Here is a 24,914-nt window from a genome sequence, read left to right on the forward strand (position 1 = left end):
GCCTAATCTTCTCATGCATAATGACACATGCCGGAATCTCCAGCCAACGATGCAACGACTATCCAGAAAGGGTCAAAGGGTGTAGCGGAAAACCGCTGCATCCTCCTTCTCGATCACCTCGTGGGATAAAGACTGCCGTCCAGTCCAGGGATGCCATGGGTAAAGAAGCTCGCGCTCAAAACCGGTGGGCGTTCCGTCGTCGGGTTATATAATGAGCAACGGCCACACGGCGCGATCGGGAAAGGTCCCGGCCGCGCTCATGAAATCGGCACACGCAGCCAGCCCGTGTTGCTGATCAAGGGCCGGAAAACTCTAGCGACAGCTGAGGGCGCATCGGAGAGCGGTCCAACGAAATCCAGGACTCTCCTATAGCTGGAGGGAAGTGGGGCTCAGGTGAACTCCGGAGCTGCCCGTTCTCCCTCTCGCCTTCCATGAACATGCTTCACCACAGGTGAACTGAATGACACCGATCGCGCTGACCGCATGGCCTTTGATACCCAATTTCTCTTCATGCCAAGAGACACGCCGTCTCTACCGGCAATTTTTCCCTTGGATCCGCACACCCGGACCGCCTCCATTCTCGTTGATGAACTCCGCGCCGCTTGATTCCAAGACCTGTTTCAGAGCGTCTACCACTTCGTCCGGGCACGAGACGTTGCCGTTCTCGAAGCGGGTAACCGCAAGTCCAGAGACTTTTGCCTGTTTCGCAAGCTCACGGACGGAAAGTCCCAGCCCCGCTCTGGCCATCCGGCACTGAGACGGAGAAAGACGACCATTTTGGTTGTGCTCCATCGTGCATTCCCGGTCGTGGCCGGAACTCTCCTCCGCCGGCTGATCAATTCTGCTCGCCGGATACGCGCCTGCCGCCAGCTCCGCCAGATTCCCACGCATTCGCGAAAGGGTATCCCGTGATTGTTTCGCCGCTTCATCGTCCAATCCGTTGCAAGTGGCAACGCAGAGTTCGGTGAAGACTTTCTTGATTCTTCTGACGAGCGGAATCGCCGCGGGCCGCAATAGAACCCGCTTCGCTCGGCGGTCGCTTTCGTCGGGCTCCCGCTTGACCAGGCCCGCAGCCTGCAAGCGATCGAGCGCGCCGACGAGGGTCATCGCCTCGCAGGAAAGCAATTGGGCCAACTGCGTCTGGCGGAGGCCTTCATTTTGCGCCACGGTCAAGAGCACGCGCGCCTCGGCACGCGTCACTGCAAGCCCCGCGACCTCGAATTCGAACGAAAGCTGTCGGTGGAACGACTTGGCAAAGGCGAGCCCTTCAAGGGCAAGGGCGACCTCTGCCGGCAAGCAAACACGGACTTGATCCATTTGGACAGCGACTTGGTTTCTCGGGACTCTGTCGGGCATGGATTGTCAAAGAGCCTTTGATCGGACCTTGGGCCTGTCGGAGTGCGGGTTGGACATCTCCATCCGCCCGATCAGCAGGCTGCAGGCCAGATGGTCGGCGAGATATGTGGCCACCGACCCTGACCACCACCTTGCCAGGATTCCATGCTGGCGGTGTCCAATGACAACGAGATCGGCATCGATCTCCCTTGCGACGGCGCAAATCTCGGGTCCGGGGTCACCCATATTGAGGCGGGCTTCGGGTCGGAGGCCCATGTCGCGCAGGCGCCGCTCGCCTTCGGCCAGGATGTTTCGGTAGACCTCGCTCTGGTCGCCGACAATTCCCGGATGCACGCCCTCCGCAAACACGATGCCCGTGGAAATCTGCACCACCGCCAGCAGGCAGACCTGCGATCCGCATAGCTGCGCGAGTCGCGCTCCCTCGCGAAGGGCAAGACGCCCGTCGACAGACCCATCATATGCCAGCAGCATCTTGCGGTACATATCAGTAGCCCTTGCCTCATGATCGAGACTAAGCTATTCAATAGCACACTATCAATAAGAAAGCTAAGACTTGGATCCAAGCAAAGAGTTTGCCGTGGAACTTGGCCGGGTCGCACGCCGTTGGCGAACGCTCCTTAACGCGCGCGTGAAGCATCTGGGGCTGACGCAGGCGCGATGGATTGCACTTCTGCATCTGCGTCACTCAGGCTGCCTTGCGCAAAGGGACCTTGCCGACAAGATCGGCGTGGAGGGGCCGACCTTGGTGCGTCTGCTGGACGCACTCCAGGAGCGGGGACTGATCGAGCGCCTCGAGGCTGGCGATGACAGGCGCGTCAAGAAAATCCACCTCACCGAGAGCGCCAGGCCGGTCATCGACGAGATAGATCGCATTGCGGATGCCTTCAGGAAAGAAGTGATGGAAGGCATTCACCCGGACGATCTGGCGACCGCGCATCGGGTGCTGCGTCTCATCGGCAGCCGACTTGAAGGATTTTAGAATGAATATGGAAGCAAAGCCCTCGCACTACGTGAAGGCGAGGGAGCTGGACATCGCCGAAGCCGAGCCTTCGGGGGACGCCGTCGAAACAACCGCCTCACCAGGGCGGCGGGACGGAAGAGTCCGCCGGCTCGTCCGAACGGTGGTGATACTGGCGGCGCTTGGTGTTGCAGCCTATTTCACCTATCCTTGGCTGGAGGCGCGGTGGACCCATGTCTTCCTCGACGATGCCCGCATCGCCGGCAATCTGGTAGCCGTCAGCAGCGAGGTCTCCGGCAGGATCGCGACGCTTTCCGTCATTGCGGGCGACAGGGTCGCAAGGGGCCAGGTTCTTGCGACGCTGGATTCGGCCTCCGTCACGCAAGAGTTGAAAGGCTTGGAGGCTCAAGTATCCGGCGTCAAGTCCCAGCAGAACCAGTTGCGCGCGCAGCAGGACTTTATACGAACCCAGGTCGCCGCCAAGCTTGACGCGGCCCGCGCCCAAATTACCGCTGCGGAAGCCGCGCACGCATCTGCCGAGGCGACGCTCGAGAACGCGCAGTCCCAGTTCGACCGGGTCACGGCTCTTGCGGGGCGAAATGTTCTGTCAATCCAGCAGCTCGAGGATGCAGAAGCCCAGCTCTCGGCCGCTACGCAACAGGAGCGTTCGACCGCGGCAGGCATTGAGACCGCCAAGGCAAATCTGCAGGTGGTCGAGGCGGAGAAGGCCCAGATCGGCGTGCTTGAACGGCAGATCGCCACGCTTGACACACAGATCGAAGCATTGGCCGCGCAGATCGAACAGAAGCGTATCGACCTGACGAAGCGCGAAATCCGAGCGGAGTTCGACGGGGTGATCGACAGCACCTTTGTTGACGCCGGTGAATACGTCTCGCCCGGCGCCAGGCTGCTTATCTATCACGATCCCGAGAACGTATGGGTCGATGCGAACGTAAAGGAGACGGATTTCCGGAATGTTCAAATTGGCGCACCCGCTCGGATCACCGTCGACGCCTATCCCGGACGGGAATTCCACGGCGAGGTCGTGCGGCTCGGCGCAGCGGCTACAAGCCAGTTCGCCCTGCTGCCCAGCCCCAATCCGAGCGGCAATTTCACCAAGGTGACCCAACGCCTGCCGGTGCGGGTTTCCATCGGAAGGCAGGATGGCCTGCTGCGTCCCGGAATGATGGTGGAAGTCAGCATCGATGTCGTCGATCGATAATCTCTTCGACCGTTATGGTCCGGCCTACCGTTGGCTGGCGACGGGAACCGTGATGATCGCCGCGATTGCGGTCGTGCTCTCGACCACGATCGTCAACGTTGCAATTCCCGGGGTCATGGGGACGTTCGGCATCAGCCAGGTCGAGGCGCAATGGATTTCGACCGGATTCCTCGCTGCGATGACCGCCACGATGCTGCTGGCCGACTGGGCCAACAGGGCCTTCGGCCAACGGCTAAGCATGATCACCGCGCTCGTCCTGTTCGCTGCAGGATCGGTCCTGGGCGGGCTTGCTCCCAACGAAACCGTGCTGACCATTGCGCGGGTGATCCAGGGGGCGGCAGCCGGAATAATACAGCCACTTGCAATGGTTTTGCTCTTCCAGGTCTTTCCTGCAAACCAGCGCGGCGCCGCCATGGGGATATTCGGCATTGGCGTCGTGCTCGCACCGGCGCTCGGCCCGTGGATCGGCGGTATCCTGATCGACGCGTTCAACTGGCGGTATGTCTTTTATCTCGGTCTTCCCTTCGCCGCGCTAGCCATTGTCCTGTCGAACCTTTTTCTGCCGTCGCGGGCCGAAAGTGGGCCGCGCCCGGGATTCGACTGGACCGGCATGATCCTTCTTTGCGTCTTTCTCGGTTTTCTGTTGAACGCACTGACCAACGCCCAGCGCGAGGGCTGGACCTCGGATCCGATCCTGGCACAGTTCGCGATTGCCGCGCTTGCAGCGTCGGGGTTCGTCCTTTGGGAGATCAGGACCGAAAAGCCGATGCTCGACATGCGGCTCTTCGCGCAGTTGCCCTTCGCTTCCGCCTGCCTGGTCGGCTTCATCATGGGCGCGGGCCTCTTCGGCTCGACCTATCTGGTCCCGCTGTTCGTGCAGACGATCCAGGGATTGACGCCGACACAGGCGGGCCTGCTGCTGATGCCCTCGGGCTTTGTTCTGGTGCTCGTGTTCCCCATCGCCGGGCGCATGTCCGATCGCCTCCCGTCAGGCTGGCTGATCGGCTCCGGTCTCGCGATCTTCGCCTATTCCTCCTATCTCACGGCGGACATCGACATCAATACAAGCTTCTGGGTGCTTGCTTGGCTCACCGTGCTGTCGCGGGTTGGTCTGGGCCTCATTTTCCCGTCGCTGACCGCGAGTTCGCTGAAGGTGCTTCCCGCGAAGCTGGTCGCCCAGGGGTCGGGAGCAATAAATTTCATACGACAGCTCGGCGGCGCCTTCGGCGTCAACCTGCTTGCCGTCTTCCTCGAGCGACGGACCGTGATGCACGCCGACGCGTTCGCCGCGACCCAGACCAGCGACAACACCGCGACAATTTCGCTGCTGAATCAGGTTGCCGGAATGGTCAAGGCGGCCGGCATACCGGATTTCCAACAACTGCCGGCGGCGATGTCCTTTCTCGCGCAAAGCATCGTCATTCAGGCGAATACGGCCGCGTTCGGCGATGGCTTCATTGTTGTGGCGATCGTCTTTGCGATTGCGCTGTTGCCGACATGGCTGCTGTATCGCGCCGAAACCCGTCACAGACTCGACGCGCACAGCGCCCCTGTCGGCGCGACCGACTGACGATGTCGGGCACGGCCCTCTTCGGTCGGGCGGCCAGCCGCATCAACGCGGCGGCATCGAGCCGTGCCTCGCGCGAATTCGGGCGTCAGTGACTTGGAAACGAACCCATGCAAACCCGACCCCATCACGCCGGCTCTTCCGAGCAGACCCGGCAGGCGTTGATCCGCGCCGCACTTGAGCTGTTCGGCGGCAAGGGTTTTGACGGTACCTCGACCCGTGAAATCGCCGCGAAAGCGAAAGCCAATATCGCCAGCATCGCCTATCATTTCGGCGGCAAGGAAGGCCTCCGGAATGCCTGCGCGGACTTCATCGTCGAGACGATCCGAGGCGCAGCCGCACGCGCATTCTCCTTCGACGGTCATGATCCGGTCACTGCCGCTGACCCGGACAGTGCAGCTGAGGAATTGCGCGTGGCGCTGGAAACCATGGCCATTTTCGTAACGAGCCGGCCGGAAATGTTGTCGATTGTCCAGTTCATACTCCGCGAGATGGCGCATCCGACCTCCGCGCTGGACCGGATCTATACAGGCGTCGTAGAACCGGTTCACCGCCACCTGTGCCAGTTGTGGGAAGCGGCGACGGGCGAGCCCGCCGAGGAAGAGACAACACGCATCACAGTCTTCACGCTGATAGGCCAGGTGCTCTATTTTCGTATCGGTCGCGAGGTGGTGATGCGGCGGATGAACTGGCAGGCGGTCGGTCCCCGCGAGTCAGCAATGATCACGGCCGCCGTCATAAACAACCTCGACGCAATGTTACGGCAACATAGGGGAGCATAGAGAAGCGTCTCTAGGCGCCGTTCAGCATCATTTCGGTTTGACCAAAATCTCCAAAGCGGAAGCCACATGGCATACAAGGATATTATCGTCTTCGTCGATGCACCATCAGCAAGCATGCACCGGCTGCGCATTGCGGCTGATCTCGCGCGGCGGAGCATGGCTCATCTGATCGGCATCTACGTCGTCCCGGACAACATCGATCATCATTCACACGACGGCTTTGCCCGTGGCCAGCGCGCTGTCCGGCAGGTACTCGAACGTCACCGTTCGTCGCAGGAACGGGCCATTTTGCAAGCGGGGCGGCAATTTGCCGATCTGGTGGGTGATAAAGGCATTCAGGCAGAGTTGCGGCTGGTATGGAATACTGAGAGTGACCGGAATGTTCTTCTCAATTCTTTTTATGCTGATCTGGTGATCGTAGGTCAGACGGAGCCGCGTGGGTTGCCAGAACATTGGCTTCCCGAGCATCTTCTGCTTGCAACCGGCGTTCCGATGCTGATTGTGCCGAACAACTGGACGTCGGACAGCGTTGGCACCCGAATCCTGATTGCCTGGAATGCCAGCAAGGAAGCGCGCAGGGCCGCCACAGATGCGTTGCCGCTCCTCTCAGAGGCCGAACTCGTCAAAATCCTCGTTGTCGATCCGAACAGAAATCCCGGCCGGCATGGAGAAGAACCCGGGGCCAACATCGCTCTCCATCTGGCACGCCATGGAGCCCCGGTGGACGTTGAACAACTTGAGTCCGACGGCGCATCTATCGCCGACGCCGTCGTGAATGCCGCCATTCGTCACAATGCCGACCTGATTGTCATGGGTGTTTACAGTCACGGTCGCTCCAGGCAGTTGCTCTTCGGAAGCGTGACACGGGCGGTTCTGAAAAATACGACGGTTCCAGTGCTGATATCGCACTGAACCGGATAGCCGGAAATTTTGCGGGGCTCGCGGGCCTCCGGCAAATCGGGAGACCGATTCTTCGCACGGCATGCCCGATAAGGTGGCCGCGGTACTCCGAGCAGACGGACTGCTGCGCGCAAATCGCCCGCATGCGCCGTCCACCGTTCGCCGGCGGTTGTCGAGCTGGTCGACGCTGACCAGATGGCGCGGACTACGCGGAAGATTCAACGCGCCAGGCCTACGGAGCGCGCTCAAACTGGCGGTTCGCGCCAGCGCACGGCCAAGAACGCGCAAGAGCACAAAGGCGAAGCTCGACCTTCCGTCCGCTGCAGGGCAGATCCGCAACCCGCCGGACATAGCGACTGTGGACGCGGTCCGACTTCCTGCGGCAAAGCGGACAGGCGCGCGCCGATATGCCAGAGCGAGCGGCGGCGACAACCACCTCTTCTCCTCGGCATTGATCAGCGAAAGCTCGCCGAACTATCCGGGCTTTCGGTGCCAACGATCCAGCGGATGGAAGCCAGCGAGGCGATGATCCGGGGCAACGTCGATTCCCTGATGAAGCTGATCGGCGCCCTCGAAGCTGCAGGGATCGAATTGATCGCTGGAGGCGCTCCGAGCCAGGCCGGCGGGCGCGGCGTGCGTTTGAAGGCGGACTTCAACCCTGCCAGGATTTCTGGGGGTGAAAGTACAGAGGCAAGGTTTGGAGTGAGGAACGTCGCGTGATTTCGGATCTTGCGATCGTACTTTGGGGCGTCGCCGCGCTTTTGGGAGCGTCTGTGCTGAGCATTGCCGTCAGTCGGCGTGGCTCGGCAACTCGTCTGGTCTATGCCATAACGCTCGGCATTTCATCTGCCATATTCGTGCTTGTCGCGGGCCGCCTGATGGCCAATCCGCCCCAAGTGTCCGCTACCGTCTTGCCGCTTGGGCTACCCTGGATCGGGGCCCACTTCCGGTTGGACGCGCTCTCGACGTTTTTCCTTATCGTCGTGAATTTCGGGGGTGCCGTAGCCAGCCTCTATGGACTTGGCTACGGTCGTCACGAGCCTGCGCCGCACCGCGTGTTGCCGTTCTTCGCAGCTTTTCTCGCCGGCATGAATCTTGTTGTGCTGGCGGATGACGCCTTCGCGTTCCTGCTTCCCTGGGAATTCAGGTCGCTTGCCTCCTGGGCGCTCGTCATGGCGCATCATCGCGAGCAGGACAGTGCTCGAGCGGGATACATCTACCTAGTCATGGCGAGCTCCGGAACGCTCGCACTGCTGCTCGCCTTCGGTCTGATGTCAGGCCCAGTGGGGAATTATACCTTCGATGCGATGCGGTCGTGTCGCTTGGCACTTAATTATGAGAATCATGCCTCAATGATTTCAGATGCTTACGCTGGCACTTAATTTGCGAATGGGCAGTTAATTCGATAATGCGCATTGGTTTTTGTCACTTAATGTGAGAATGAGGTTCGCGATGTTTCCTCGCGAGCCTGCCATGAACGATCCATTTCCTGACGAGATTGACGAAGCGCTTTGGGATGAAGCTTGCCGGCGGGCGGATGCGATCCGTGAATTCCTGAAGCGCAATCCTGACGGTGCGACCGCGGCAGACGTTTCCGGGCTCGCTGCCGAGATGAATGTCAGCCAGGCGACGGCCTACCGGCTGATCAAGCTGTTCCGCGCCGGCGGGACCGTTCTGTCTCTTGTCGATCGTAAGCGCGGACGGCCTGAGGGTCATCGTACGCTGGACGAGAAGCGGGAGGAGATCGTTAGCAAGACTATCAAAAGGTTCTACCTGAAGCGGACCCGACCGACGATCTCGCAGTTGGTGCGGGACGTGCAGACAAACTGCATCTCGGTTGGACTGAAGCCGCCGCATCGCCGAACGATAGTGACCCGCCTCAAGGACATCGACCTCCAGAAACGAGCCAAGCGCCGCGGCGAACAGAAGATCTTCAAGGCGACAACGGCCGTTCCCGGATCGTTTGAGGCCTCTCGTCCCCTGGCAGTGGTGCAGATCGACCATACCAAGGCCGACATCTTCGTCGTTGACGAAGAGACGCGGCAGCCGATCGGACGACCATGGCTGACGCTAGCGATGGATGTCTGCAGCCGGATGGTGACCGGCTTCTATCTCACGATGGAGGCGCCGTCCCGCCTGTCGACCAGCCTGTGCCTGCTACACTCCGTGTTCGACAAATCGGCATGGCTGCGGGAACGCGAGATAACGGAGCCTTGGCCCGTCGCCGGCCTGCCGGACACGGTGCACGTCGACAATGGCCCTGACTTCCGCAGCCGGGCCTTCAAGCGAGGATGCCAGGACGCCGGCATCGCGATCGAGTGGCGGCCACCGGGTGAGCCGCGTTTCGGCGGTCATATCGAGCGCCTGATCGGCACGCAGATGGGGAGGCTGCATCTCCTGCCCGGAACAACGTTCAGCAACGAACAGGAGTTGGGCGACTACAACTCCAAGCGCCATGCGGCCCTGACTCTGAGGGAGCTCGAGCGCTACATCGCTCTCGACATCGTCGGCGCCTACCATCAATCGATCCACGGCAGTCTGGGTCGACCGCCGATCGCGATATGGCGGGAGCACGAGGGCGAAATCCCGCTTCGGTTGCCACAAGATCGAATGCGCTTCTGGCTGGCGTTCCTGCCGGAGCAGGAGCGCACCTTGCGGCCGACCGGTATTCACCTGTTTGGCCTGCGTTATTGGTCCGCGGCGCTCAGCGCCGACGTCGGGCGTTCTGAACGGCGCTTGCTTGTCAAATACGATCCGCGTGACATGGCGCGCATCTTCGTCCGGCGGCCTTCAGGAAACTTCGTGGAAGCCCGCTATGCCGACGTGACGTTGCCTTCGATCACCCTGCACGAGGCGGTGACCGCCCGACGCAGCTTGCTGGCCAAAGGCCGCCGTGAAGTGGACACGCGCGCCATCGTCCGCACCGCCGTCGCACAGCGAGAATTGGTCGAGGTGGCAACCAATAAGACGGCGGCTGCGCGACGCGGGAAGGCACCTTCGAAATCGAAGGTGGATGATCGGGGATTGGGCTCGCTCCGCGGCGTCGACTCCAGCAAACCTGTACCCTTTGTTGAGGATACAGATTGAGCTGGAGTGAACATGAGCGATGAAATCTCCCACCTGACCACCGGCGCCGCCGCGCTGCTTGCCGAAACCGACGAGCGGCGCATTCGCGCGATACGATCGCGCCGCTGGGTGCTTTACCCTCGCGCCAAACAGGCGCTCGACCGGCTGAGCGCGCTCCTCGACCATCCGCGAGGCACGCGCATGCCCTCGGTCGCGATCTATGGCGACAGCGGCATGGGGAAGACTATGATCATGAAGCGGTTCCGGGACGAACACCCGCCGAGCTTCAATCCGGCGACGGGCACCCTGAAGACGCCGGTCCTTGCTATGGAAATGACCAGCCGCCCCGGTGAACGGCGCTTCTACGCCGAGCTGCTCACCCTTCTCGGCGCGCCGCAGCGGCCGCGCGCCGACATCGCCCAGATGGAACAGGCTGCGCTGCGTATCATGGAGGCCATCGGCGTGCAGGTGCTGGTCATCGACGAGGTGCACAACATTCTCGCTGGATCCTATCGCGAGCAGCGCATTGTTCTGAACACTCTTCGCTTCCTCAGCAATCGTCTGCAGATCTCGCTGGTCTGCTTCGGCGTCAACGATGCGCGCGAGGCGATCAGCGGCGACGTTCAGCTTGCGCGGCGATTCGACCAACTCACACTGAGCAGATGGGCTGCGAACGAGCAGTTCGAGACGTTGGTGGTGTCGATCCTGCGCAACACACCGCTGCGTCGGCCCTCGGTGCTCACGCCGAAATCCTTACGCCGGATCCTACAGATCACCGAGGGGATCACCGCCAACATCTTCCACATGATCAATAGCCTCGCCATCGAGGCCGTCGAAAGCGGCCGCGAGCACATCACCGACGCAGCGATCGAGAACTGGGAGCCGGAATTCGATGCCGAGGCGGCATTCGCATGACGGAGAACACGCCGCCCCGGCAGTTGCCGGTGTGGTTGCCGCCCTATACCGACGAGTTGTTGTCGTCCTGGATTAGCCGGCACGCTGCCTTTTACGTGGTTCCACCCCTCGTCATGCTTCGGCACTTCCTACCGGAGGTTTCCTCATTGCGATCAGCCGATCTCCATCTGAGCAGTGATCAGGAAATCCGCCTCGCCAGCATGTTCGCCATCGAACCGGCCGTCTTGCGTCGAATGACCTTCATCGATGTGCCGAAGTCGTCGCATCGGCTCCTCGCCGCGAGACCAGCGCAGTTCTGCACGAGCTGCAGCCCTGGTGGCCCGGGACCGTCGCCGGTCCTGCGAAGCCAACTGCTGGGATGGCGCATCACATGTCCGCTGTGCGGTGACCTGCTTCGAGCTGAAAACCGGCGCGAACTCCCCTCCCCCTTCCCGCAATATCGCGTTGCGGCACTGCGCGGCGAAAAGCTGCTCGACGATGAAGCCGAACGTGGCATCCGAACGTGGACATCGCCAGCCGAAATCGCCCGGCTTCTCCTGATGCGGCGAGTGATCTGGCCCCTTCCGCGCGAGCATGAGCTTTGGCGCTACAGGGTGCTCGGTGCAATCGTTCCCGATCTCGACCATGTCGTTGCCGCAGAACAGGTGAACCTGCCGACCCCTGCAAAGCCCATCCTGCCGCTTCACTTGCGGCCGGCTCTGCTTGCAGGCGTTGCCATCGTCGAGCGTGCCGGTCCGGAAATGCTCCGGATGCTGCGTGGTCACATGATGGGTGACAACAAGGTCCGATTCACCGACGCCGCCGAGAACATGATCGCTCGGGCCGGCAAGTTGCGAGCTTCTGGGCAAATGCAGTTAATTTGAGAATCTGGCTGCGAGGATTCTCACGATTAGGTGCCCAATCCGGACAAAACCGCCGCATTCTTGCGTTTAAGTGCCAAGCGACAGGTCGACCGAGGCCGCGCCCTTGATCGCAACGGTTGTCCTGATCCTCATGCTGCTCGGGGCGGGCTCGAAAGCGGGCCCCGTCCCTTTGCACGTCTGGCTGCCCCTCGCACATCCGGCGGCGCCGAGCCATGTCTCCGCCCTGATGAGTGGCGTGATGACGAAGGTCGCCGTCTACGGCTTCATACGTGTCATGTTCGACCTGCTCGGCGAGCCTACTTGGTGGTCGAGCGTTGTCGTGCTCTTCCTCGGAGGCCTGACGGCCGTCTTGGGCATCCTCCATGCATTGATGGAAAAGGATCTAAAGCGCCTCCTTGCCTACAGCACGATCGAGAACATCGGCGTCGTCTTTGTCAGCCTCGGGCTCGCGCTTGCCTTCAAGGCGAACGGGATGGGGTGGGCCGCGGCGCTCTTTCACGTTCTCAACCACTCCTTTTTCAAGAGCCTGCTGTTTTTTGGCGCCGGCGCCGTCCTCACGGCTACCGGCGAACGGGACATGGAAAAACTCGGTGGACTGATCCACCGCATGCCCGTCACCAGCTTTGTCTTCCTCGCCGGCTGCGTTGCGATTTCCGCGCTGCCACCCTTCAACGGCTTCGTCTCCGAGTGGCTGGCTTTCCAGGCCATATTGCAAAGCCCCGATCTGCCGCAATGGGGGCTGAAGGTGATGGTGCCGGGTATTGGGGGGCTTTTGGCGCTGTCGGCGGCACTGGCCGCGGCCTGTTTTGTCAAGGCGTTCGGAATAACCTTTCTCGGCCGCCCGCAGACAGAAGTCGTGAACAGCGCGCGTGAGGTGGATCGCTACTCTTTGGCGGCGATTGCCAGCCTCGCCGTTCTGTGTCTCCTCACGGGCATTTTGCCCGGTTTCATCATAGACAGCCTGTCACCCGGGGACTGTCCGGAATTCTGTGCCTGAGGCCATGATGATGGAAAGGAGAGAATCATCACATGGCTATCGACAAGGAACTTCTGGACCAGCTGCTTGCGGGGCGTGATCCCAACGAGGTGTTCGCCAAGGACGGGCTGCTCGACGACCTGAAGAAGGCGCTTTCGGAGCGCATTCTGGACGCCGAACTCGACCAGCATCTCGAGGACGAACGCGCCGGCGGCGCTGCCAATCGCCGCAACGGCCATTCGAAGAAATCGGTTCTGACGGGTACGTCGAAGATGACGCTTTCGATCCCGCGCGACCGGGCCGGGACCTTCGATCCGAAGCTGATCGCCAAATACCAGCGGCGCTTTCCCGATTTCGACGACAAGATCATCTCCATGTACGCGCGCGGCATGACGGTGCGCGAGACCCGCGGCCATCTGGAGGAGCTCTACGGCATCGACGTGTCGCCGGACCTGATTTCGGCCGTCACCGACGCCGTCCTGGAGGAAGTGGCCGAGTGGCAGAACGGGCCGCTCGACGCAGTCTCGATCAGCGCCGTCTTTCCCCAGACCGTCGTACAGACCTGCATCGTGCACCTGATCCGCCATTCCCTAGAGTTCGTCTCCTGGAAGGACCGCAAACTCGTCGTGCCGGCGCTGCGTGCGATCTATCGTGCCAAGGACGCCGAAGCAGGTATGAAGGCTCTGGAGGAATTCGAAGCCGGCTACTGGGGCCAGAAATATCCGGCGATCACGCAGTGCTGGCGGCGCAATTGGGATCACGTCGTGCCCTTCTTTGCTTTCCCCGAAAGCGTGCGCCGGATCATCTACACCACGAACCAAATTGAAGCGCTGAACTCAAAACTGCGCCGCGCAGTTCGAACGCGCGGGCACTTTCCCAATGACGATGCCGCCATGAAACTGCTATATTTGGTCCTGAACCACGTGGCCGAGGAGTGGAAGCGACCGCCTAGAGAGTGGTTCGAGGGACCCAGTTCGCCGTCCTCTTCGGCGAAAGGTTCGTCAGCCAGTGACGAAACCGGCCTCAGGCACAGAATTCCTGACAGTCCCCGCCTGGCTGCAGGCTGCTTCAACGGCGGGCAGTCCATCATGCAGCACGGCGCCAAGGATGCTCACCATCTGCCGGTCGCCGTCTTCGACCCCGGCAAGCTTGCGCCTGACGCGGGCGATGCCGGCGGGTAGCACCCAGTCCTTGAAGGGAGCCCCATTGCGCAGTGCACCGGGCTTGCGGGCCAGCACCGGCACGTAGTGCCAAGGGGCGTACACGGTCTGGTCGCGGCCGAAGTTGCGCGGATGCTCTCCGACCACCCTGCCGTCCTGTCGCAGCTCGATCCGATCGGCATAGGCCCGGATCTCGACCGGGCGCCCCACGGCACTAGCCATCACCGAGTACTTGTTGTTGTCGAAGCGGACCAGGCAGGTCTTGGAGACCGAGGCCGTCACCGCATGGAAGCCGTCGAACCGGCCGGCATAAGGCACCAGACTGCCGCGCTCGGCCTCGAAGGCCTCCCAGATGGTCTGGTCGCGGAACTCGGGATGGCGATGCGCCCGGGCATAGGCAACCGCCTTGTCCAGCAGCAGGGCATTGAGCTCCTCATAGCTGGTCACCCGCAGGCGGGGGGTGAAGAAGCGCTCCCGCACCAGCCCGACCTGGTTCTCGACCTGACCCTTCTCCCAACCCGAGGCCGGCGTGCAGGCGACGGGGTTGATCAGATAATGCCCGCACATCTGCAGGAACCGGCGGTTGTAGGTCCGCACCTTGCCCACCAGGATGGTATCGACTGCCGTCTTCATGTTGTCGTAGATGCCGCGCATGCAGGTGCCCTTGAAGAAGGCGAAGGCCCGGTCGTGGGCGTCGAACACCATCTCCTGGGTCTCGCGAGGATAGGCCCGCACGAACAGCATCCGGCTGTGGCAGAGCCGAACATGGGCAACCTTGACCGTCACCGTAGTGCCGTTGATCAGCACCACATCGTGGTTCCAGTCGAACTGGTAGGTCTCGCCCGGGGCAAAGCTCAGCGGCACGAACGCTGCTGCCGATGACGCGGCATCGGCCTTGCGCCAGGTGCGGGCATAACGACGGACCGCATCATAGCCACCATCGTAGCCCAGGCCACGGAGCTCCTCGAACAGCCGGATCAACGTCAGCCGTTCCCGCGCCGCCTTGTTCTCGTTCGACGCCAGCAGCCGATCCAGCTCGATCTTCCAGGGGCCGATCCGCGGCCGCGGCTGGTGCTCGCGCTCATACTCGAACACCGTGGCGCCCGTCCGCACCACCTTGCGCACCGTATTGCGCGACACATGCAGCTCGCGAACGATCTGCTTGATCGTCTTGTCGGCCACGAAAAACTCGCGCCGGATCCGCGCAATCGTATCCACGCACTTCATCCCCGCCTCCCATCCTCACTCCGGGACGGGCAGTCTGCTCAAACCAATCATTGGGGGTCAATATTGGACGCCGATCACCCCGATTTAGGGGGTCAAATTTGGGCTCTGACTCACATCTGATGATTTTGCGTGCCCGACTGGCGCTGTTTCACGAAGGGAATCAGCGCCATGGCGAACATCTTGCGTTTGTCGTCCCTGATCCCGGCCGGATTGGTTGTCGAGAGTGCCGCCGAGGACGATGGGATGATGGTCGTTTCTGCACGGTCGGCTGCCGAGCGTCGGCCGTGCCCGCTCTGCGGTCGCTCCTCCGGCCGCGTCCACAGCCGATACGTCAGGACGATCGCCGATCTGCCGTGTGCCGGCAGGAAAGTCCGACTTCGGCTTACGGCCCGCCGTTTCGTCTGCGAGGCGACGTCCTGTCGGCGACGCATCTTCGCGGAGCGGTTTGAGGACAAGGTGGTGGCCGAGCGTTCCCGGCGGACCTCGCGTCTCGAATGTCTCGTTCATCATCTCGGGCTGGCGCTGGGTGGCAGACCGGCCGCCGGCTTTGCCAAACGACTGATGGTGCCGGTCAGCAATGATACGCTCCTGCGCGTCGTCCGCAGACGGTCGAAGCTGCCTGAGGCGCCGCTGAACGTCATCGGCATCGACGACTGGGCGTGGCGCCGAAATCATCGCTACGGCAGCATCGTGTGCGATCTGGAGCGGCGCCGGATCGTCGCTCTCCTGCCCGACCGCGAGATCGCGACCGTCCATGCCTGGCTGGCCGAGCATCCCCATATTGCAGTTGTGTCGCGCGACCGTGGCGGCGGCTATGGCGAGGCGGTGACGAAGGCGCTGCCCGATGCGGTGCAGGTCGCCGACCGCTAGCATCTGATGGAGAATGCAAGTTCCGCCTTCCTGGACGCGGTGCGCAAGTCGATGCGCTCGATCCGAGCCGCGCTCGGGGCGGCCACGATCAATCCCGACCTGCTGACCTGCGCCGAGAAGCTGCAGTACGAAGGCTACCTGCGACGCGAGGAGATGAATGTCATCATCGCGAGGCTCGCCAACGACGGCGTTCCCATCAAGGAGATCGTGCGCCGCACCGGCCAAAGCCGCAAACTGGTCCGCCAGGTGATCCGCGGCGAGAGAACGGATGTCTTCCGCATCCGGCAGAGTTCCCTCGAAGCGCACCTGCCGGTGCTCGACGAAATGTGGAACGCGGGTTGCCGCAACGGTGCCGAACTCTGGCGACACCTGAAGGCCAAGGGCTTTCGCGGCTCGCTGCGTGTGGTCGGCGAGTGGGCGACCCGCCGCCGGCGCGCCGAGGGCGCATCCGACCAGCATCTTCGGAAGGTGCCGTCGGCCCGGACCATCGCGCATTTGATGACGACGGCCCGCGATCACCTCAGCAAATCCGACACGGTGACCATAGCCGCCATTGAAGCGGGCGTGCCTATGCTGGTCGAGGCCCGAAGTCTCGTGAACAGGTTCCAGGCGATGATCCGGACGAGGTCCGCGAGCGACTTGGACGCTTGGATCACGGAGGCCAGCAAGAGCCTGGCCGCGTCTTTCGCCAGCGGCATCCTGCACGACCGCGTCGCGGTCCATGCCGCTATCACGGAGCCGTGGTCAAACGGCCAGACGGAAGGGCAGATCACGAGGCTCAAGCTGATGAAGCGCCAGATGTACGGTCGCGGGAAGCTCGATCTCCTGCAAGCAAGGCTGATCGGCGCCGCTTGATCATCGAGACTGCGTCAGAGCCAAATTTGCACGCCGAAACACAGCAGCGGGCTTTTTCCTTTGGGGTCCGGTTTCGCGGCCATGGTTCACCAAGTGGGAGCGGAGAGAGCCGGCTGGAATCGAACCGGCGTGCTGAGCAAATGCTCGATACTAAAAATCGGCCAGAAAACCATGTCAGTTTCTCATTTCGCCTGACAAACCAGCTGGCGGGATGCCGTCGTGCCGACTTTGCGTTCTGTCTTGCCGCTGTGACGTTTGCACCTCGGGATCAGCGTTTGACGACATCCTTCCCGCGTGAGGTGCGGCACCGGGAATGGCAGCAGGCTATGGCCAAGGCTGGAAACACGATGCAGGCGGCGCAGACCGTCGCGCTTTCAAGAGAGACTATTCTTCAGAGGGATCATCGTCATCGACGCGACGATCGGGAGGCCCGCCGGCCGAAAGAGGGCGATGGCATTAATGCGGTCAGGAGACAGAGGGCACAGTCCGGGCCAGACACCGGCACTGATGACTTCCCAAAAGTGGCGGGCCGGCCCGGGAGTCGAGCCGCCGTCGCGAGATTTTCGCGGCCGTGGAGGCTTCGCCGTCTGCTGTCCGCAGGGCGACGCACGCAGCAGATAGACGCTCGCGAAAGGACGCCTCTGTGTACTCGAGGTGGCGGTGTTCAGGATGACCGAGCCGCCGGCAGTCATGAGCGGGAGGAATTACTGCACCGTAGGCGCTCCTTTGCCATGGCCTGGAGTTCCAGTTGACAGACAACCCAATCTCCCGCCCCAGACGGCGGTTCAGCGACCGGCGTTGATGGTTGCGTTCGAAGCGGCGCAACCAGATACCGGGTGTGAGGAGACGCTGTACGGCTCCGTGGCCACATCAGCGCGACGATCAAGATGAGACGGGAGCGACAACAATCTGGCTCGATTGTCGCCGCGCATCTTCATGCGCTCGATCTGCTCGGGCCTGTCCTCGAAGACATAGCCGGCGCGCGTCTTCTTCATCCGCACGCCAGGACTGCCAACAGCTCCGACGCCCCTTGGGAATGGGCTTGGCGCCGCTTCTTCCAATTGAGTCATGGTCATTGGCCTGACAAGACATTCTGCAACAGTCGGCGAGCGGGTCGATGGGCTAACGCGAATTGGCTGTTCAGCTGGTTGGGAGGAACGAATGAAGGCTTGAGCGGGCTGAACGGATCCGCACTCTTGCCCGATGTTCCCTTGACTCAGGATGGTCGAAAAGCATCTGATGACCAAAAGCAATCGCGAACGGTGCCTGCGAAATGTCGAGTCTGGACAGTGCGTCAGCAGTCGAAGACGATTCGCTTGAGCTTGTTCCGTTCGGCGACCAGTTGGAAGGCGCGCCCGCCCGGCCCAGCTTGAGGGAGCTCAACGACGAAATGCAGAGCGATCCGAACTACGCCCTTCATCGGGACTTCGGGTTCCTGGTGCAGGACATAGCTCGCATCTTGAGGGCTCGAATCGATAGTCGCGCGCGGCGGGTCAACCTGACACAGGCGCAATGGCGCATAGCAGCCTATCTGGTTCGCCAGCCCGGCCTGACGCAGACAGGACTGGCAGCCATACTCGATATGCGCAAGACCGCGCTGAGCCCCATGATAGAGCGCATGCTCGAAAGCCGTTGGATCGAACGCCGGGCCGATCCGCAAGATCGCCGGATCCTGCGGCTCTTCCTAACCGACGAGATCGCTTCCACCTTCCAGCAGGTGCGACGCGAGAGCCGCGAAATGTATGAATCGGTCCTGGCCGACCTCACCGAAAGCGAGGAGAAAATACTGGTCGACCTGCTGACGCGCGTGAAGACGCGGCTGATGGACGGCGCCGGCTGAAATAGGCGTGTGTTTGCCTGAATCCAACACAGCTTAGCTACGATGGCGAGGCTCCCATATCCTGTAGTCAGCCGATCCGCCCGGAATGCTGCACCTACCCACTCAATCCAAGCCGGGCGCACGGCTACCAACGGCGCCAGAAATCGGACCGAAGCCATGGGTGCGCAACGCCACGGCCCGCCGCCAAGAATGCTGGCGATCGGAGTAGTCCATAATTCAGCAGTCAACACGCTTGCCGGTTTCCCGATCGAAGAGATGGATATGCGCGGGCGAGGGCTTCATCCGTAACATCTCGCCAGGCGCAACCTGCAAGCGCTCTCGGAAAATGCCAACGACTTCCTGCGTCGCGAGCTTCGCCGTGATCTGCGTCGAAGAGCCGGTAGGTTCCACGAGGGCGACCGTCGTCTCGATACCCTCGTCGGATATCTCCAGATGTTCGGGCCGGATTCCTAACGTCACCTGCCTGCCGTCCGAGGCCGTAGGAGCCCTTTCGATCGGCAGGCGGACGCCGTCATCCGTCACGAAGAATGGACACCTGTCGATAACAATCCCGCCCTTGAGCATGTTCATGGCCGGTGAGCCGATAAATCCGGCGACGAAGAGATTGTGCGGCTTATCGTAGAGATGAAGCGGCGATCCGATCTGCTCGATTCGGCCCTTGTTCATGACGACGATCGTGTCGGACATGGTCATTGCCTCGATCTGGTCATGCGTGACGTAGACCGTCGTGGTGCCAAGGCGTCGATGCAGTTCCTTGATCTCGCTGCGCATCTGCACGCGAAGCTTGGCGTCGAGATTACTGAGCGGCTCGTCGAACAGGAACACCTGCGGATCACGCACGATGGCGCGTCCCATGGCGACGCGCTGGCGCTGCCCGCCCGATAGCTGACGCGGATAGCGTGTGAGCAGTTCGTGCAGGCCGAGTATCTCTGCGGCACTCTTTACCCGCTGCTCGATTGCGGATTTCGGCGCTCGTCGCAGCTTCAGCGAAAAGCTCATATTCTCCGCCACTGTCATGTGCGGATAGAGCGCATAGTTCTGGAACACCATGGCGACGTCGCGGTCCTTCGGCGAAATACTGTTGACGACGCGCTCGCCGACGAGAATCTCCCCGGAACTGATCTCGTCCAGCCCCGCGACCATGCGCAGAAGGGTGGATTTCCCACAGCCCGATGGCCCCACAAGGCTGACGAAGGCGCCATCGGCGATATCGAGCGACACACCGTGAAGCACCGGCACCGACCCGAAGGATTTCTCGACATTGCGGATCGCGAGGGAGGCCATGCCTATTCTGCCTCTGCCGCGACCGGCTGGTCCCTGCGCACGACATTGATCGACAGCTTCTCGCTCCAGCGCTTCCTCGATTTGCTGCCATCCGTGATGGCATTCTGGATGTCGAACTGGATCATCGCATTGTCCTCGGCGAACCGGCTCGTGAATGTCCCGTCCGGATCGAGCTCCAGGCACACGAAGCCTGCTTTCGACAGGCCGCCCCTGGCGGCAAATGACGGATGGTTGGTCACGAACGCCGGCGACGGCGCCCACAGGAGCCGAAGACCATTGTCGTCTATCTCGCGGTAGCGATGGAAATGGCCCGAAGCATAAAAACGCACGCCGCCGTCCTGCATCATTTTCCGCAGCAGGTCTCCCTGAGGCCGCGGCAGCGTCCACCCAGTCGGGATCTCAGCTTCGGGATCGCCAAGATGCAGCGTCTTGTGACCGAACACGGCGACCGGCTTGCCGGCGGCATTGGCGATCACCCTTTCCAGCGCCGCCATCTGTTCCGCCTCACCGCCAAGGCCGGTGCCGATCAATTGCGCATTCAAGCCGACCAAAATCCAGCCGCCCCGCTCGACCACCCAATGGTCCGGACCGAAGACCAAACGGTAGCGCTCCATCGTCGCTTCCTCGACCGGATCGTGGCCGAGGAACGCATCGCCGACATCGTGGTTGCCGGGAATGGAAAGCACGTCGACGCCGAGCCTGCCGAGCTGCTCCTTGCCATAGATTAGATCATCGGGATTGCGCGGTCCGTCGACCGCGATATCGCCGGCGCAGACCACGAGATCCGGCGACCATTCCCGGATCATGTCGACGACGATTTCCCAATTGTACTGGAATAGCGACGGGCGGCGGGTCAGATGCAGGTCGGATACGAGAGCAATGCGCAACGACATGGGATTGAGCTTTCCGATAGGGATCAGCCGCGAAGGCCGCTCTGTGCGAAGGTTTCGAAGACTTGGCGCTGGAAGAAGAAGAACACGGCCAGCACCGGCAGGCTGGCGATCATCATGCCGGCCATCAGCGGACCGAAATCGGAACTCGATTCAAGGTCGATATACTGGCGAAGCCCCATCTGCACCGTCGTGGAGGCGGTTGTCTCGGTGACCAGCAGCGGCCAGAAATATTCGTTCCAGGACTCGATGAAGAGCACGATCGACAAGGCCCCGATCGCCGGACGCAGGATCGGCAATGCAATGTACCAGAGCGCCTGCAGGCTACCTGCGCCATCGACCGCAGCGGCATCGAACAGTTCGCGCGGCAATGACAGGAAATGCTGACGCAGCAGGAAGATGCCGAAAGGCGCGACCAGATTGGGAATGATGAGGGCGGCAAAAGTGTCGTACCAGCCGAGATCGACGATCAGCAGATAAATCGGCACCATAGTGAGCTGGTGCGGCACCATCATCGCGCCAAGCACGGCCATGAACAGGATGTCTCGCCCGGGGAAATTCCACCGCGCAAAGGCATAGGCGGCGAGTACCGATGTAACGATCTGGCCGAAGACGCGAAGCAGCGAGGTCGCCGTCGAATTCCACAGCTGGATCGCGAAAGGCAGTTGGTCGAAAAGCTTCTCGAAATTGGCGAAGGTCGGATTTTTCGGCCATGGCACGTAGGAATAGATCTCCGGGCCGGGTTTAAATGCCGTTCCCACCATCACCAGCAGCGGCAGCAGGATGGAGATGCACAGCAGGAGCACCACAAGCTCGCCGACCAACTGGGCCAGCGGATGAAGTTTCAGCGGCGCGCTCATTGATAGTGGACCCAGCGCTCGAGGAGCTTGAGCTTCACCACGGTCACGAAGAGGATGAGGAAGAACAGAAAGGTCGTCCCGGCAGCCCCGAACCCGACATTGAAGCTCTCGAACGTGTAGACATAGACCATGTAGAACAGGTTGGTCGTGGCGTTGGCGGGTCCGCCGCGCGTCAGCACGTCGATGGGCGTGAACACCTGCTGCAATGAAAACACGACCGTCGCGATCAGCACGAACAGCGTGGTGGGGGTCAGCAGCGGCCAGATAAGATAGCGCAGCAGATGGATGTCATTAGCGCCGTCGAGCCGCATCGCATCGATATGATCGCGATTGATGGCCGAGAGCCCCGCAAGATAGAGCATCGTGTTGAAGCCGATGATCTTCCAGGTGGAAATTCCCAATATTGTCCAGAGCGCGGTTTCGCTCGTGCCGAGAAGCGGCGGCAAGCGGTAGCCGAGGCCCGAGGCCAGCGCCGACACGATGCCGCCTATGGGATTGAGCATCCACATCCAGATCAGCGCCACGACGACGAAGCTCAATATCGTGGGCAGGAAGAGGATCGCCTTGTAGATTGCGCTGCGGCGGCCGCCCAAGGCCCACAGGAAGGCAGCGATGGGAAGCGGCAGCAGCACTTTGAGCGGGATCGAGCCGACGACATAGATGACGGTGTTGCGCATCGCCGCATCGAACATCGGACTTTGGGTGAGGCCGATGAAATTGCCGAGCCCGACGAACTCCATGTCCGGCGAGACCAGGTTCCACCGAAAGAGGCTGAGCACGATCGTGTAGAGGAGCGGCCAGTAGGTGAAGAGGATCAGCAGCGCCGCCGCCGGCATGAGATAGCCGAACGGCACCAGCCGCGCCGCCCACCTCCCTCTCGGCAGGCGGGCGATGCCGATTCCGGAAACGGGTCGGGCAACAAGGATTTCCGTTGAAGTGCTCATCGCCCGATCCGGCCTTGCGAAGTCTTATATATTGCTCTGCGCGAGGATGTCGTTCATCTGCTTGACGGTCCCCGTCACCAGCTCCGCAGCCGTGCCCTTGTTGGCGATGATGTCGGCCAGAAGCGTGGTGATGAGGTTCTGCAGATCGGCCGAACGGTCGCCCGGGTATGGCGCCTTGGGGACAATCGTGGGCATGGCCTTGATGAGGACCCCATAGAGCGGACTGACCTTCAGATGCTCTTGCATTGCCGGATCGGCCATCGGGTCGAGCGCCGTCGGCATGTAGCCGGTGCTCATCGACCAGAAATTGCTGTTTTCGGTACGTGACATGAATTCGAGGAACTTGAAGGCGCGCTGCTGGCGTTCCGGGTCCTGCGCGAAGACCATCAGACCGGAGCCGCTATTGGGCACGCGCAGCGGATCGGAGCCAAGTGTGGGCATGGTCGTCACGCCAAGATCGAAGGACGGCTTGTTGTCGTCGCTCAGCGAGCCCAGCATGCCGCTCGTGGTGACCAGGAAGCCGAGTTCGCCATTGGCGAATGCGGCGTTCGACTGACCCGAGGTCAGGGCCGGCTGAAGCTTGTGCTTCACGATGCCGTCCTGCCAGGCCTGCATCGCCTGGATGCCCTCCGGCGAATCGAAGACGAAGCGCTTGGTGGCCTCGTCATAGATCTTCGCGCCGCCCGCGATCAGCAGGGTCTGCGCATTCCAGTCGGAGTCCGAATGGAACGCGAACATGCCATACTTGCCCGTCTTGTCCTGGATGGCACGCGCCGCCTCGGTCAGCTCGTTCCAGTTCCTGGGCGGCGCATTCGGGTCGAGCCGGGCCTCGGTCATCAGGTCCTTGTTGTAATAGAGCAGCGCCAGACCATGCGCGAACGGCATGAGATAGGTCTTGCCCTTATAGTCGCCGAGCACGCGCAGGGTCGGGAAGAAGCCATCCATGAACTGTGTGCTCGACGGCTGTGCGTCGAACGGCACGGCCTTGGCGTTTTCGACCATGTCGGCGATCGACTGGGTGACGATCATGCCGATATCCGGCGGCTGGTTGGCCACCAACGCCGTCTTGATCTCGGCGTTCAGGGTCCGGTAGTTCTTCACCGCCGCCCTGACCGTGATATCGGGATTCTCGGCCTCGAACTTGCCGATCAGCGTGTCCATCGCCGCGGTCTGCGCCGGGCTGATGGAATAATAGTACAAAACGACCTCATCCTGCGCCGACGCGATAACCGTCGATAGCGAGAGGAGGACCGTCGTCGCAGCTGCCTTGAGCCAGCTTTTCATGCTCAGCCTCTTTGGTTTGACATTGTGGGTGATCGGGTTTGCGGCTCCAGCATCAACTGCCGCAGCCGGTCCACGGCTGCTGCGCCCAGGCCCAGCCGCGCATCACAGAATTGCTCGATGGAATCATGATCCTCGCCGATCGCGTCAAGCGCGGCGGAGAGATAGGACCGGTGGGCGCTGATGATCGTCGGGAGCAAGTCCGGAGGCGCCGAACGCGCGAAAGGCGAATTGCCATGCCAGTGGCTGTTGGTAAGCAAATAGTCGTCGAAAATCTCGTCGCGGCCAACACCAAGCACGGCGAGCAGCAGGGCCGCCGCGACACCCGTGCGATCCTTGCCGGCGGCGCAGTGGAACAGCAGCGGGTAGGACCCCTCGTCGCCCAGCAGTTCGAAAAGCCGCCGAAACTGTTCCGCGTGCTCGCGTACATAAGACCGGTAGCCATCCACCATGATCGCACGATAGGCCTCAGTGGTCGGACTTTCGGATGCAACCAGATCCTTGAGACGGTGTCCGGCGGATGAGACGATCTCCATCGGATGAATGTCCGCTTTGCAGGCGGGCGGCAGCATTGTTGGCGCCTGTTCACGCTCACGTGCGCTGCGCAGGTCGCAAATGGTACGAATGCCAAGCGAGAGGAATAGGCTGCCGTCGTCCTCTGTCATCTTGTCGAGGGCAGAAGAGCGGTAAACTCGGCCCCAGCGCACGGATCGGCTGGCCGCGGTCATGTAACCGCCAAGGTCGCGGAAGTTCGCCACGCCGTCGAACGCCACCAGGCGGCGAAAAGATATCGCCTCCCCACCTGTTTCTGTGACGAATGCCGCCATTCCCGCCTCCAGCTTCCGGCCCGAAAGGAGCCGCGCGACCGGTGTCAGTACACCCATGTACGATTACAGGATTATGACGAGGCGGCCCAAAGCTGACGCACCCGGCGCGATCATGAGGTGTCGCTCCAGAAAAGCGGAATTTGAGTAGGGTCCGCTTCCAGGCGGTGACCAAGCTCGCCTGAACGACCGCATGAGGCGCGTTGCTGCCGCTGGCCTCCGAAGATGAAAAGGAAGCGCACCGCCAGCAGGCGTTGGACCTCCCTTGCTATGC

General features: G+C 61.7%; 20 protein-coding genes and 6 pseudogenes. 15 read left to right on the plus strand and 11 right to left on the minus strand.

Annotation, left to right across the window (positions count from 1 at the left end):
• Positions 1 to 531: 531 nt before the first annotated feature.
• Positions 532 to 1,296 (minus strand): MarR family transcriptional regulator, encoded by a 765-nt coding sequence (locus ABGN05_RS23725; RefSeq protein ID WP_367956527.1) that lies wholly within the window; start codon positions 1,294 to 1,296, stop codon positions 532 to 534.
• Positions 1,297 to 1,362: 66 nt separating this feature from the next.
• Positions 1,363 to 1,839 carry a universal stress protein gene (locus tag ABGN05_RS23730; RefSeq protein WP_367956528.1) on the minus strand — a complete coding sequence of 159 codons (477 nt, stop codon included), beginning with the start codon at positions 1,837 to 1,839 and terminating at the stop codon, positions 1,363 to 1,365.
• Positions 1,840 to 1,909: 70 nt separating this feature from the next.
• On the opposite strand from ABGN05_RS23730, the gene ABGN05_RS23735 reads away from it, so the two are divergent.
• The 6 genes and pseudogenes from ABGN05_RS23735 to ABGN05_RS23760 all read left to right on the plus strand — a co-directional run.
• Positions 1,910 to 2,335 carry a MarR family transcriptional regulator gene (locus ABGN05_RS23735; RefSeq protein WP_367956529.1) on the plus strand — a complete coding sequence of 142 codons (426 nt, stop codon included), beginning with the start codon at positions 1,910 to 1,912 and terminating at the stop codon, positions 2,333 to 2,335.
• 1 nt (position 2,336) lies between these two features.
• Complete coding sequence (locus ABGN05_RS23740; protein WP_367956530.1) at positions 2,337 to 3,536, plus strand: HlyD family secretion protein; 1,200 nt, start codon at positions 2,337 to 2,339, stop codon at positions 3,534 to 3,536.
• Complete coding sequence (locus ABGN05_RS23745; RefSeq protein WP_367956531.1) at positions 3,520 to 5,106, plus strand: DHA2 family efflux MFS transporter permease subunit; 1,587 nt, start codon at positions 3,520 to 3,522, stop codon at positions 5,104 to 5,106. The genes ABGN05_RS23740 and ABGN05_RS23745 overlap by 17 nt, the downstream gene beginning before the upstream one ends.
• 107 nt (positions 5,107 to 5,213) lie before the next feature.
• Positions 5,214 to 5,885: a CerR family C-terminal domain-containing protein gene (locus ABGN05_RS23750; RefSeq protein ID WP_367956532.1), complete on the plus strand. Its 672-nt coding sequence runs from the start codon at positions 5,214 to 5,216 to the stop codon at positions 5,883 to 5,885.
• 66 nt (positions 5,886 to 5,951) lie between these two features.
• Positions 5,952 to 6,797, plus strand: a complete 846-nt coding sequence (locus ABGN05_RS23755; protein ID WP_367956533.1) for a universal stress protein — start codon at positions 5,952 to 5,954, stop codon at positions 6,795 to 6,797.
• 37 nt (positions 6,798 to 6,834) lie between these two features.
• A pseudogene (locus ABGN05_RS23760) lies at positions 6,835 to 7,086 on the plus strand (integrase); the annotation flags it as partial.
• On the opposite strand, the gene ABGN05_RS30210 reads toward ABGN05_RS23760, so the two are convergent.
• Positions 7,018 to 7,221: a transposase family protein gene (locus ABGN05_RS30210; RefSeq protein WP_373695979.1), complete on the minus strand. Its 204-nt coding sequence runs from the start codon at positions 7,219 to 7,221 to the stop codon at positions 7,018 to 7,020. The pseudogene ABGN05_RS23760 and the gene ABGN05_RS30210 sit on opposite strands and share 69 nt — an antisense overlap.
• Here ABGN05_RS30210 and ABGN05_RS23770 point away from each other — a divergent pair.
• From ABGN05_RS23770 to ABGN05_RS23800, 7 genes and pseudogenes are all read left to right on the plus strand, one after another.
• A complete protein-coding gene (locus ABGN05_RS23770) occupies positions 7,191 to 7,505 on the plus strand; it encodes a helix-turn-helix domain-containing protein (protein ID WP_367956740.1) in 315 nt (104 codons plus the stop codon). The two genes, ABGN05_RS30210 and ABGN05_RS23770, sit on opposite strands and share 31 nt — an antisense overlap.
• Positions 7,505 to 8,101, plus strand: a pseudogene (locus ABGN05_RS23775) (proton-conducting transporter transmembrane domain-containing protein); the annotation flags it as partial. The gene ABGN05_RS23770 and the pseudogene ABGN05_RS23775, both read left to right, overlap by 1 nt.
• 157 nt (positions 8,102 to 8,258) lie before the next feature.
• Positions 8,259 to 9,872 (plus strand): TnsB C-terminal domain-containing protein, encoded by a 1,614-nt coding sequence (locus tag ABGN05_RS23780; RefSeq protein ID WP_367956534.1) that lies wholly within the window; start codon positions 8,259 to 8,261, stop codon positions 9,870 to 9,872.
• A gap of 12 nt (positions 9,873 to 9,884) precedes the next feature.
• The gene (locus tag ABGN05_RS23785; RefSeq protein WP_277367624.1) at positions 9,885 to 10,766 is read left to right on the plus strand and encodes a TniB family NTP-binding protein; all 882 of its coding nucleotides are present in this window, start codon (positions 9,885 to 9,887) and stop codon (positions 10,764 to 10,766) included.
• Positions 10,763 to 11,629, plus strand: a complete 867-nt coding sequence (locus tag ABGN05_RS23790) for a TniQ family protein (RefSeq protein ID WP_367956535.1) — start codon at positions 10,763 to 10,765, stop codon at positions 11,627 to 11,629. The genes ABGN05_RS23785 and ABGN05_RS23790 overlap by 4 nt, the downstream gene beginning before the upstream one ends.
• 109 nt (positions 11,630 to 11,738) lie before the next feature.
• Positions 11,739 to 12,599: pseudogene (locus ABGN05_RS23795) on the plus strand (proton-conducting transporter transmembrane domain-containing protein); the annotation flags it as partial.
• A gap of 59 nt (positions 12,600 to 12,658) precedes the next feature.
• Positions 12,659 to 13,617, plus strand: a pseudogene (locus tag ABGN05_RS23800) (transposase).
• On the opposite strand, the pseudogene istA reads toward ABGN05_RS23800, so the two are convergent.
• A pseudogene (istA, locus tag ABGN05_RS23805) lies at positions 13,616 to 14,992 on the minus strand (IS21 family transposase); the annotation flags it as partial. The pseudogenes ABGN05_RS23800 and istA sit on opposite strands and share 2 nt — an antisense overlap.
• Positions 14,993 to 15,160: 168 nt before the next feature.
• Here istA and ABGN05_RS23810 point away from each other — a divergent pair.
• Positions 15,161 to 16,717, plus strand: a pseudogene (locus ABGN05_RS23810) (ISL3 family transposase).
• A gap of 785 nt (positions 16,718 to 17,502) precedes the next feature.
• Here the strand turns inward: ABGN05_RS23810 and ABGN05_RS23815 are convergent.
• On the minus strand, positions 17,503 to 17,712 hold the full coding sequence (locus tag ABGN05_RS23815) for a hypothetical protein (RefSeq protein WP_367956536.1): 210 nt from the start codon (positions 17,710 to 17,712) through the stop codon (positions 17,503 to 17,505).
• A gap of 395 nt (positions 17,713 to 18,107) precedes the next feature.
• Between ABGN05_RS23815 and ABGN05_RS23820 the strand changes: the two genes are divergently transcribed.
• Complete coding sequence (locus ABGN05_RS23820; RefSeq protein WP_367956537.1) at positions 18,108 to 18,557, plus strand: MarR family winged helix-turn-helix transcriptional regulator; 450 nt, start codon at positions 18,108 to 18,110, stop codon at positions 18,555 to 18,557.
• A gap of 216 nt (positions 18,558 to 18,773) precedes the next feature.
• On the opposite strand, the gene ABGN05_RS23825 is transcribed toward ABGN05_RS23820, so the two are convergent.
• From ABGN05_RS23825 to ABGN05_RS23850, 6 genes are read right to left on the minus strand one after another with little or no spacing between them, the layout of a single operon-like run.
• On the minus strand, positions 18,774 to 19,841 hold the full coding sequence (locus tag ABGN05_RS23825; protein WP_367956538.1) for an ABC transporter ATP-binding protein: 1,068 nt from the start codon (positions 19,839 to 19,841) through the stop codon (positions 18,774 to 18,776).
• A gap of 2 nt (positions 19,842 to 19,843) precedes the next feature.
• Positions 19,844 to 20,734: a metallophosphoesterase family protein gene (locus tag ABGN05_RS23830; protein WP_367956539.1), complete on the minus strand. Its 891-nt coding sequence runs from the start codon at positions 20,732 to 20,734 to the stop codon at positions 19,844 to 19,846.
• 23 nt (positions 20,735 to 20,757) lie between these two features.
• Positions 20,758 to 21,591: a carbohydrate ABC transporter permease gene (locus ABGN05_RS23835; protein ID WP_367956540.1), complete on the minus strand. Its 834-nt coding sequence runs from the start codon at positions 21,589 to 21,591 to the stop codon at positions 20,758 to 20,760.
• Entirely contained in the window at positions 21,588 to 22,535 is a 948-nt protein-coding gene (locus tag ABGN05_RS23840) for a carbohydrate ABC transporter permease (protein WP_367956541.1), read from the minus strand. The genes ABGN05_RS23835 and ABGN05_RS23840 overlap by 4 nt, the downstream gene beginning before the upstream one ends.
• A gap of 24 nt (positions 22,536 to 22,559) precedes the next feature.
• On the minus strand, positions 22,560 to 23,819 hold the full coding sequence (locus ABGN05_RS23845) for an ABC transporter substrate-binding protein (RefSeq protein ID WP_367956542.1): 1,260 nt from the start codon (positions 23,817 to 23,819) through the stop codon (positions 22,560 to 22,562).
• A 2-nt stretch (positions 23,820 to 23,821) separates the two neighbouring features.
• Positions 23,822 to 24,643, minus strand: coding sequence for a tyrosine-protein phosphatase (locus ABGN05_RS23850; RefSeq protein ID WP_367956543.1), 822 nt, complete (start codon positions 24,641 to 24,643; stop codon positions 23,822 to 23,824).
• Positions 24,644 to 24,914: the final 271 nt, after the last annotated feature.

The sequence above is a fragment of the Aquibium pacificum genome (assembly GCF_040839445.1).
Lineage (GTDB): Bacteria > Pseudomonadota > Alphaproteobacteria > Rhizobiales > Rhizobiaceae > Aquibium > Aquibium pacificus.

What these genes read in the sequence shown, in the direction of transcription:
- ABGN05_RS23750 (WP_367956532.1), top strand. Translation starts at nt 5,214, where the DNA reads ATGCAAACCCGACCCCATCACGCCGGCTCTTCCGAGCAGACCCGGCAG.
- ABGN05_RS23850 (WP_367956543.1), bottom strand. Translation starts at nt 24,643, where the DNA reads ATGGCGGCATTCGTCACAGAAACAGGTGGGGAGGCGATATCTTTTCGC.
- ABGN05_RS23740 (WP_367956530.1), top strand. Translation starts at nt 2,337, where the DNA reads ATGAATATGGAAGCAAAGCCCTCGCACTACGTGAAGGCGAGGGAGCTG.
- ABGN05_RS23730 (WP_367956528.1), bottom strand. Translation starts at nt 1,839, where the DNA reads ATGTACCGCAAGATGCTGCTGGCATATGATGGGTCTGTCGACGGGCGT.
- ABGN05_RS23790 (WP_367956535.1), top strand. Translation starts at nt 10,763, where the DNA reads ATGACGGAGAACACGCCGCCCCGGCAGTTGCCGGTGTGGTTGCCGCCC.
- ABGN05_RS23840 (WP_367956541.1), bottom strand. Translation starts at nt 22,535, where the DNA reads ATGAGCACTTCAACGGAAATCCTTGTTGCCCGACCCGTTTCCGGAATC.
- ABGN05_RS23745 (WP_367956531.1), top strand. Translation starts at nt 3,520, where the DNA reads ATGTCGTCGATCGATAATCTCTTCGACCGTTATGGTCCGGCCTACCGT.
- ABGN05_RS23785 (WP_277367624.1), top strand. Translation starts at nt 9,885, where the DNA reads ATGAGCGATGAAATCTCCCACCTGACCACCGGCGCCGCCGCGCTGCTT.
- ABGN05_RS23845 (WP_367956542.1), bottom strand. Translation starts at nt 23,819, where the DNA reads ATGAAAAGCTGGCTCAAGGCAGCTGCGACGACGGTCCTCCTCTCGCTA.
- ABGN05_RS23825 (WP_367956538.1), bottom strand. Translation starts at nt 19,841, where the DNA reads ATGGCCTCCCTCGCGATCCGCAATGTCGAGAAATCCTTCGGGTCGGTG.
- ABGN05_RS23830 (WP_367956539.1), bottom strand. Translation starts at nt 20,734, where the DNA reads ATGTCGTTGCGCATTGCTCTCGTATCCGACCTGCATCTGACCCGCCGC.
- ABGN05_RS23835 (WP_367956540.1), bottom strand. Translation starts at nt 21,591, where the DNA reads ATGAGCGCGCCGCTGAAACTTCATCCGCTGGCCCAGTTGGTCGGCGAG.
- ABGN05_RS23755 (WP_367956533.1), top strand. Translation starts at nt 5,952, where the DNA reads ATGGCATACAAGGATATTATCGTCTTCGTCGATGCACCATCAGCAAGC.
- ABGN05_RS23820 (WP_367956537.1), top strand. Translation starts at nt 18,108, where the DNA reads ATGCAGAGCGATCCGAACTACGCCCTTCATCGGGACTTCGGGTTCCTG.
- ABGN05_RS23780 (WP_367956534.1), top strand. Translation starts at nt 8,259, where the DNA reads ATGAACGATCCATTTCCTGACGAGATTGACGAAGCGCTTTGGGATGAA.
- ABGN05_RS23815 (WP_367956536.1), bottom strand. Translation starts at nt 17,712, where the DNA reads ATGAAGAAGACGCGCGCCGGCTATGTCTTCGAGGACAGGCCCGAGCAG.